The sequence below is a fragment of the Methylobacterium sp. WL69 genome (assembly GCF_008039485.1).
Taxonomy (GTDB): domain Bacteria; phylum Pseudomonadota; class Alphaproteobacteria; order Rhizobiales; family Beijerinckiaceae; genus Methylobacterium.
Genome location: NZ_VRUZ01000141.1, coordinates 1 through 7530, shown reverse-complemented (window position 1 = coordinate 7530; position 7530 = coordinate 1). Strand labels below are relative to the sequence as shown.

General features: G+C 71.3%; 4 protein-coding genes. 3 read left to right on the top strand and 1 reads right to left on the bottom strand.

Going from position 1 to position 7530, the window contains the following annotated elements:
* Positions 1-46 precede the first annotated feature (46 nt).
* On the top strand, positions 47-1045 hold the full coding sequence (locus FV218_RS21310; protein ID WP_147711457.1) for a catalase family peroxidase: 999 nt from the start codon (positions 47-49) through the stop codon (positions 1043-1045).
* 602 nt (positions 1046-1647) lie between these two features.
* Entirely contained in the window at positions 1648-2925 is a 1278-nt protein-coding gene (locus FV218_RS21305; protein WP_246685225.1) for a CaiB/BaiF CoA-transferase family protein, read from the top strand.
* 7 nt (positions 2926-2932) lie between these two features.
* Here FV218_RS21305 and FV218_RS21300 read toward each other — a convergent pair whose 3' ends face one another.
* Positions 2933-3445, bottom strand: a complete 513-nt coding sequence (locus FV218_RS21300) for a TetR-like C-terminal domain-containing protein (protein ID WP_147711458.1) — start codon at positions 3443-3445, stop codon at positions 2933-2935.
* Between the two features lie 417 nt (positions 3446-3862).
* On the opposite strand from FV218_RS21300, the gene FV218_RS21295 reads away from it, so the two are divergent.
* The gene (locus FV218_RS21295) at positions 3863-7276 is read left to right on the top strand and encodes an acyl-[ACP]--phospholipid O-acyltransferase (protein ID WP_147711455.1); all 3414 of its coding nucleotides are present in this window, start codon (positions 3863-3865) and stop codon (positions 7274-7276) included.
* Positions 7277-7530: the final 254 nt, after the last annotated feature.

The following is a 7530-nucleotide window of genomic DNA, read 5'->3' as shown; positions in this document are numbered from 1 at the left end:
CCCCCGCACGGCCCCCTCCCACAATCCCTTCGACGAAAGGCTTCCCATGCTGCGGTCCTCGCCCGTCCTCGCCGCCACCGTCCTGACGGCAAGCCTCCTGACCGGGGGGGCTTCGGCCCAGAACACCGCAGGGCATGACGCCGATCCGGGGGCGATCGTCGACGCCCTGTTCGCCGCCGGCGGCAACCAGCCGAAGGTGCGCGGGAGCGGCGCCAAGGGCGTGTGCCTCAAAGGCAGCTTCACCCCGTCCGCCGAGGCGCCGGGCCTGTCGAAGGCGCCGCACTTCGCCAAGACCGTGCCGGTGACGGCCCGGTTCTCCATGGGCGGCTCCAACCCCAAGATCTCCGACAAGGCCAAGCCCGTCACCCGGGGCTTCGCCATGCGGATGACCGACCCGTCCGGCGACATGGTGTTCGTCGTGATCTCCGCGCCGGTGTTCTCGACCCGGACGCCGCAGCAGCTCCTCGACTTCGCCACCGTGCGGGCGCCGGGACCGGACGGGAAGCCGGATGCCGACAAGATCAAGGCCTTCGCCGCCGCCAATCCCGAGACGACGCGCCAGGCCGCGTGGCTCAACGCCCGGCCGGTGCCGGCGAGCTTCGCCGGCGTCGATTACTGGGGCGTGCACGCCTACACCCTCACCAACGCCAAGGGCGCCGCCACCGTCGCGAAGCTGAAATGGGTCGCGAGCGCCGGCCAGCTCGGCCTCACCGACGACGAGCTCAAGGCCAAGCCCGACAGCTTCTACGCCGACGAGCTGAAGGAGCGCCTGTCCAAGGGGCCGGCGAGCTTCGCCCTCGTGGCCGTGCTGGCCGAGACGGGCGATCCGGTGAACGATCCGACCGTCGCGTGGCCTGAGGAGCGCAAGTCGGTGACGCTCGGCACCGTCGCCATCACCGCCATCGAGCCCGACGCCACCTGCGACGCCGCCACCTTCGATCCCGTCGTCAGCCTGCCCGACGGCGTCGCCGGACCGGCCACCGACCCGATGTTCGCCGCCCGCTCCCCGGCCTACGCCGTGTCCCTGTCCCGCCGGGCGAACTGAGCCGGGGGGCGCCGTTCGTTCCCGTCCGAACAAACGGTTGCGACGCACGCCTCCTCTCCCCGCGTGCCGACCGTGTTCACACATCGGCTCGGCGGAAGCTTTCGGAAGCTACGCTGCCCTGGCGTGGAGCGCGGCGGGCTCCCTCTCCTTTCAGGCAGGGCGATCGCAGATGGCGTTTGGGGCGTTGGGCCCTCCCGCAACGCTGTGTCATCCCGGGGCCGCGCAGCGGAACCCGGGAACCAGAAACACTGGTCCAGCAAGGCCTTGCGCTGTCGGCGGCTCTGGATTGCACGCCTCCGGCGCGGCCCTCCGGGTCCGGGTTCGCCTGCGGCGCCCCGGAATGACACCGGAGGTCCTATGCGATCGCCCTGCCTGAAAGGAGAGGGGATCTGCGCCGCCCGCGAGATGTGTGAATCCGGTAGCCTCGCGAGCGGGGCGAGGGAATGCAAACCGACGACTCTGCCTCCCCGGCAACGGGCCCTCGTGCCGGTTCGACACGGCGCCGTCCATCTGCAATCACGGGGCCTGAATCGCGTGGAGGACTCGCGCTCCGCCTCACCCTCTCGGCGACACGCGGGCCCGTCTGCAGCTCGGGAGAGAACGTGGCCGACACCTCGAGGATACCGGAGAACAAGGCGCCCGGCGGGGCCCTCGCAGGACTGCGCGTCCTCGACCTGTCGCGCATCCTCGCCGGTCCCTGGGCCGGCCAGGTGCTCGGCGACCTCGGCGCCGAGGTGGTCAAGATCGAGCGCCCGCAAGGTCCCGACGGCGAAGGGGGCGACGACACCCGCCGCTGGGGGCCGCCCTACCTGCGCGACGCGGACGGCCGCGAGACCGACGTCGCCGCCTACTTCCTCTGCGCCAACCGCAACAAGACGTCCGTGGCCGTCGACATGGCCACCCCGGAGGGCCAGGGCGTGATCCGGGCGCTGGCGGCGCGGGCCGACGTGCTCATCGAGAACTTCAAGGTCGGGGGCCTGGCCCGGTACGGCCTCGATCCGGCCACGCTGCGGGCCCTGAATCCGCGCCTCATCGTCTGCTCCATCACAGGCTTCGGCCAGACCGGCCCCTATGCGGGGCGGGCCGGCTACGACTTCCTGATCCAGGCCATGGGCGGCCTCATGAGCATCACGGGCGCCCCCGGCGACGCCGAGGGGGCCGGGCCGCAGAAGGCCGGGGTCGCCATCACCGACATCGTCACCGGCCTCTACGCCGCCATCGGCATCCTGGCGGCGCTCACAGCCCGCGCCCGCACGGGCGAGGGCCAGCACATCGACCTCGCCCTGCTCGACACCCAGGTGGCGAGCCTCGCCAACCAGGCGATGAACTACCTCACCACCGGGGTCGCGCCGGGGCGCCTCGGCAACGCCCATCCCAACATCGTGCCCTACCAGGACTTTCCGACCGGGGACGGCGCCATGATCCTGGCGGTCGGCAATGACGGGCAGTTCGCGCGCCTCTGCGGCGTCCTCGGCTTCGCCGAATGGGGCACCGACCCGCGCTTTGCCACCAACCGGGCCCGCGTGGAGAACCGCGCCCTCCTCGTACCCCTCATCGGCGCCGCGACCCGCCAGCGCAGGACCGCCGACTGGGTGGCGGCCCTGGAGGGCGTCGGCGTGCCGTGCGGGCCGGTCAACACCCTGGCCGAGGTGTTCGCCGATCCCCAGGTGATCGCCCGCGGCCTGCGCGTCGACCTCCCCCATCCCCGCGCCGGCACCGTCGCCCTGGTGCGGAATCCCCTCAACCTCTCGGGCACGCCCGTGGCCTACGCCGCCCCGCCCCCGGCCCTGGGGGAACACACCGACGCGGTGCTCGCCGACTGGCTCGGCCTCGACGGCCCGGCCCTCGCGGCCCTGAAGGACGCCGGGGCCATCGGGTGAGGCCGCCTCAGCCCAGGAAGCGGCGCACGAGGAGGCGGGCGAGGTCGCGGGGCGGCTCCGGGGTCAGCACCGCGAGCTTGCGCGAGGTCGAGAGGGAGGCGAGGCCGTGCAGGCCGGCCCACAGGGTCGCCACCGCCTGCCGGCGCTCGTCGGCGTCCGGGATCATCGGCTGGAGCACCCGGTCGACGAGGTCGGTGGTGCGGGTGAGCGCCTGCCCGTACCACTCGGGAAACGCCGAATCCGGCGCCAGGGTGTGCTCGAACACGAGGCTCCACACCTGCGGGTCCGCCTGCACGAAGGCGAGGTAGGCGTCCGCGACGGACACGGCGTTGTCGCGCGGCGTCGCCGCGTCCGAGACCGCCGCCACCAGGGCGTCGTGCAGGCGCTCCAGGGTGCGGGCGTTGACCCGCAGCACCACCGTGTCGAGGTCGCCCACCGCATTGTAGATCGAGTTCGGCGCGTAGCCGATGGCCGCCGCGAGGCGGCGCATGCCGAGGCCGCGCAGCCCCTCCTGGCGCACCAGACCTTCGGCCGCCTTGGCGACGAGGGCCTGGAATTCCTCGCGGTTGTGGTCGCCGCGCGGTCCCGTTCCGCGCCGTGCCGTCTTGGTCAAGGCTCCGTGCTCCCTCCGGTCGCGCGGGATTCGCGACCTCAGCAATGTTACACTATAGTATCACGCATCCGTGATGGGAGCGACCCCGGCGAAGATCGGGCGGTTTTGTCAGCATCGCCCGTCGGGGATAGCCGCGCCGGGTCCGGGTTGTCCCGTGCGCGTCCGCACGGCGGCCCCCGGATCGGCCGCAGGACCGGTTGCGCGCCGCCGATATTTGAACGACGTTCAATCGGAGCGACGCGACGCGTCCACCGGCCTGTTCACGAAGGTGTTTGACGCTTCGTCCCTCGCCGGGCAGTCATGGTGCCGCCAAGGAGACCCGTGATGTTTCGTACGTTGATGACCACGCGCCGGTTCGCGCCCCTGTTCTGGTGCCAGTTCTTCTCGGCCTTCAACGACAATTTCCTGAAGAACGCCCTCGTATTCCTGATCCTGTTCAAGGTCGGCGGCGAGGGTGAGGGCTCGGGCATGCTCGTCACCCTGGCGGGCGCGGTGTTCATCGGGCCGTTCTTCATCCTGTCGGGCCTCGGCGGCGAGATGGCCGACCGCTACGACAAGGCGCTCATCGCCAAACGGCTGAAATTCGCCGAGATCTTCGGAGCCGCCGCCGCCGCGCTGGGGTTCTGGCTCCACTCCGTGCCGGTGCTGTTCGTGGCGCTCGGCCTGTTCGGCACCATCGCGGCCCTGTTCGGCCCGATCAAGTACGGCATCCTGCCGGACCACCTGAAGCGGGAAGAGCTGACCGCCGGCAACGCCCTGGTCGAGGCCGCGACCTTCCTCGCCATCCTGCTCGGCACCATCGTGGCCGGCCTCGCCACCGCCATGGGCGGCGACGCCTTCGCCTTCAGCGCCCTCATCATGGTGTTCGCGGTCCTGTGCTGGCTCTCGGCCCGGATGATCCCGGCCACGGGCGAGGCCGCCCCGACCCTCCGGGTCGACCCCAACGTCCTGCGCTCCACGGCGAGCCTGATCCGCGAGATCTGGCGCGACACGCGGATGTGGCGCGGCGCCGTCATCGTCAGCTGGTTCTGGCTCGTCGGCGCCGTGATCCTAGCCCTGCTGCCGGTCCTGGTGCGCACGAGCCTCCACGGCTCCGAGACCGTGGTGACCCTGCTGCTCGCCGTGTTCTCCGTGGGCATCGCGGTGGGCTCCGGCCTCGCCTCGTGGCTGGCGAGCGGGCGCATCGTGCTCCTGCCCACCCCCATCGGCGCCCTGCTCATGGGCGTGTTCGCCCTCGATCTCGCCTGGACCGTGGCGCATCTGCCCCCGGTCTCGGGGGACATCCTCGGCGCCGGCGACTTCCTCGCCACGGGCACGGGCCTGCGCATCACGGCGGCCTTCGCCGGGCTGGCCGTAGCGGGCGGCCTCTACATCGTGCCGTCGTTTGCCGCCGTGCAGGCCTGGACCGACAAGGACCGGCGCGCCCGGGTCATCGGCGCCGTCAACGTCCTCACCGCCGCCTTCATGGTGGCCGGGGCCCTGGGCCTCGCCGCCCTGCAGGCGGCCGGCTGGTCCATGGCGGCCCTGCTCACCCTCATCGGCGTCCTCAACCTCGTCGCCGGCGCGGTCATCCTCGCGGTGCTGCCCACGAGCCCGTTCCGCGACTTCCTCTCCATCGTGTTCCGGGCGTTCTACCGCCTGGAGGTGCGCGGCCTCGACAACGTCGACAAGGCCGGCCCCAACGCCATCATCGCCCTCAACCACGTCTCGTTCCTCGACGCGCCGCTGGCCCTCTCGCTCCTCGACCGCGAGCCGGTCTTCGCCGTCGACCACGGCATCGCCCAGCGCTGGTGGGTGAAGCCGTTCCTCGCCATGACCAAGGCGATGCCCCTCGACCCGACCCGGCCGCTGGCCACCCGCACCCTGATCAAGGCCGTGCGCGACGGCGAGACCCTGATCATCTTCCCCGAGGGCCGGCTCACGGTGACGGGAAGCCTGATGAAGGTCTATGACGGCGCCGGCCTCATCGCCGACAAGTCCGACGCCTGGGTGGTGCCGGTGAAGATCGACGGCCTGGAGAAGACCGCGTTCTCGCGCCTGTCGCGCGCCCAGGTGCGCCGGCGCTGGTGGCCGAAGGTCACCGTGACCATCCTGCCCCCGGTCAAGCTGGTCATCGACCCGGCCCTCAAGGGCAAGCACCGCCGCCGCGCGGCGGGCGCCGCCCTCTACGACGTCATGTCGGACCTCGTGTTCGAGACCGCCGACATCGACCGCAGCGTCATGAGCGCCCTGATCCAGGCCGGCACCGACCACGGTTGGCGCCGCAACGCCCTGGAAGACCCGGTCACGGGCAAGCTCAGCTATGCCCGCCTCGTCATGGGCGCCAACATCCTCGGCCGCAAGCTCATGCCGCTGGCCGGGGAGGGCAAGCCCATCGGGCTGATGCTGCCCAACGCCAACGGCGCGGCGGTGACGTTCTTCGCCCTCGCCAGCGCCGGCCGGGTGCCGGCGATGATCAACTTCTCCGCCGGCCCCGCCAACGTGCTCTCGGCGTGCCGGGCGGCGCAGGTCGACACGATCCTGACCTCGCGCGCCTTCATCGAGAAGGGCCGCCTCGGGCCCCTCGTCGAGGCGATCCAGGGCACCGTCACGCTCGTCTACCTGGAGGACGTGCGCGCCACCGTGACCACGGCCGACAAGATCCGGGGCTTTTTCGCGCCGCGTAAACCCCTGGTGGCGCGCAAGGGCGACGATCCGGCCGCGATCCTGTTCACCTCGGGCTCGGAGGGCACCCCGAAGGGCGTGGTCCTGGCCCATCGCTGCATGCTCGCCAACACCGCCCAGGTCGCCGCCCGCATCGATTTCGGGCCCACCGACAAGGTGTTCAACGTGCTGCCGGTGTTCCACGCCTTCGGCCTGACGGCGGGGCTGATCCTGCCCCTGGTCTCCGGGGTCCCGGTCTACCTCTACCCGTCGCCCCTGCATTACCGGATCGTGCCGGAGCTCGTGTACGGCTCGAATTCCACGGTCCTGTTCGGCACCGACACCTTCCTGGCGGGCTACGCCAAGATGGCCCATTCCTACGACCTGCGGAGCCTGCGCTACATCGTGTCCGGCGCCGAGCCGGTGAAGCAGACCACCCGAAAAACCTATTCCGAGAAGTTCGGCCTGCGCATCCTGGAGGGCTACGGCGTCACGGAATGCGGGCCGGTGGTGGCCCTCAACACGCCGATGTTCAACCTGTTCGGCTCCGTCGGCCGCCTGCTGCCGGGCATCCAGCATCGCCTGGAGCCGGTTCCCGGCATCGACGGGGGCGGACGCCTGTCGGTGAAGGGGCCGAACGTCATGCTCGGCTACCTGCGGGCGGAGGACCCTGGAAAACTCCAGCCCCCCGAGAATGGCTGGCACGACACCGGCGACATCGTCGCCATCGACGCCCTGGGCTTCGTCACCATCAAGGGCCGGGCCAAGCGCTTCGCCAAGATCGCCGGCGAGATGGTGTCGCTGGCCGCCGTCGAGTCCCTCGCCGCCGAACTCTGGCCCGACGCCCCGAGCGCGGTGGCCGCCGTGCCCGACGCCCGCAAGGGCGAGCGCCTGATCCTGTTCACCGAGCGGGCGGACGCCACGCGGGCCGCCTACCTCGCCTTCGCCAAGGGCCGGGGCGCCACGGAACTCGCGATTCCCGCCGAGGTGGTGGTGGCCAAGGTGCCGATGCTCGGCACCGGCAAGGTCGACGGGGTCGGCGTGACGAAGATGGCCCGCGAGCGGGCCGGCAGCGACGCGACGGCGGCGGCGTAGGGGGGCACCGTCTCCTTCAGGGGGCGTCTTCACACATCGCGCGGGCAGCGCGGGTCCCCTCTCCTGGAAGGAGAGGGACAGGGTGAGGTGTGCGAACTCTCCGGAGATGTCCCACACCTCACCCCAACCCTCTCCTGGAAGGCTACGGCCTGGACGGAAGTGATTCTCGGTCGTGGATGAGTGCGCCGGCGAGCATGGCTGAGAGGGTTTGCCATCCGCGGGCCATGATCTTGGGTCCGGGCGGCTTGCCGGCG